This window comes from Capnocytophaga sp. oral taxon 863 str. F0517 (genome assembly GCF_000466425.1).
Lineage (GTDB): Bacteria > Bacteroidota > Bacteroidia > Flavobacteriales > Flavobacteriaceae > Capnocytophaga.
The window spans coordinates 1,505-2,861 of sequence record NZ_KE992131.1; the positions used below are offsets into that span (position 1 = coordinate 1,505).

Here is a 1,357-nt window from a genome sequence, read left to right on the forward strand (position 1 = left end):
AAAAAGGGATGTTGCTGGTTACCAAATCAAACTGGTTTCTCTTCAGTGGACTGATTTGTTCGAAGCCATCAATATGTACCTGCTCCTCGGGGTAAAGATGAGAGAGCACCTTGCCTGTGAGTAAGTCCTTTTCAAAGGCAGTGACAGCAAGAGAGGGGTGCTCTTCTTTAAAAGCACGGATAAAATTGCCTCCTCCTGCTGAAGGTTCTAACATTGTTTGCAGAGGTACGTTTGTTTCCTTTATTGCTGAAGCGATAGCCGAGGTAAGACGCATTGGGGTATAAAAAGCCGTTAGCACAGAATTTCTAAGGCTTTGTACATAGTTTTGGAATTGCCTTTCATCAGTGGAATGTTCTCTAATAAGGGCATACAGACTCCTTACATCTTGCCAAAAGACTTGGTCAGCTTTTGTCCAGTACTTTAAATCAGCTTCAGACTGGTGGGGATTGAGGATAAACTTCAATCCCCCGAAGCCTGAATAGTGTTGCAAGAGTTCTCGCTCTTCTTGGCTTAGAAGCGTGCGCTTTTGCTTCTCTAAATCGAAAGCCAATGCCAATGCACGAGCATTACGATTAAAGCTCAGTCGTTTAAGATATGCCATTTTCTTCTATCCATAGTTCGATGGCACCCGTAAGTTCTGTGTAGAGGGATTGATAGGCAGCAGAGTGCTGAAAATCCTCATCGATTGCATCCTCGTACTTTTTAAAGTAAGGAACCAGTTCTGGGAAGATTTTTAGGGCAAAGGGGCGCAAATCCTCATCGGCTAATTGAGTATCGAACTCCTGAGAAACGACCTCAAAAATCATATCAAAGGGAGAGAAGAAGAGCCCATCGAAGAGTACTCCTGAGGCTATTTTATCACATTCAGGAATACTGATACCCGCCTCAAAAGCCTCTTGGTAAGCCTGCGCAGCATACTCACTTCTGTCCTTGATAAAGGCTGTATTTGCTAAAAGATTAGGAAAGCTCGTTTGTAACAGTTCTTTGAGTCTTAACTCGTAATAAGACAATGACCCTAAGGTACTGTCAGTGTTCTGGGGTTTGGTTTGTGTTTCTTTCATTGTTAAAATTACTTTTAATGGGTTCAACAAATTTTAATTTTTACAAAGTGTCGTTCTACAAAGATATATTTACCACGATTTTCCAAATAGGGCAAAAAGGCTCTCCTCCTTTTTCAGGGACATCTGTTTTTAAAAGGGTTCTTCTAAATTTTTTCCCTGTGCTAAGAACTCTCTCTTTGAGCCCCTCGGCCAGTTCTTCCTCCTTGATAAAAGAAAGAATATAGCCCAAGCGCTGGAAAATAGAGACAGGTGTAGAGAGGATTACCTCTGTAGGAAGCTCTTGCCAACTCAGGTGC

At 42.1% G+C, this 1,357-nt stretch carries 1 protein-coding gene and 2 pseudogenes; all 3 read right to left on the reverse strand.

The window, feature by feature from the left end; translation table 11 throughout:
• Positions 1–601: pseudogene (locus tag HMPREF1551_RS05965) on the reverse strand (SAM-dependent methyltransferase); the annotation flags it as partial.
• Positions 588–1,061 (reverse strand): DUF1896 family protein, encoded by a 474-nt coding sequence (locus tag HMPREF1551_RS05970; RefSeq protein ID WP_021628172.1) that lies wholly within the window; start codon positions 1,059–1,061, stop codon positions 588–590. The pseudogene HMPREF1551_RS05965 and the gene HMPREF1551_RS05970, both read right to left, overlap by 14 nt.
• Before the next feature lie 55 nt (positions 1,062–1,116).
• Positions 1,117–1,357, reverse strand: a pseudogene (locus HMPREF1551_RS05975) (hypothetical protein); the annotation flags it as partial.

What these genes read in the sequence shown, in the direction of transcription:
- HMPREF1551_RS05970 (WP_021628172.1), bottom strand. Translation starts at nt 1,061, where the DNA reads ATGAAAGAAACACAAACCAAACCCCAGAACACTGACAGTACCTTAGGG.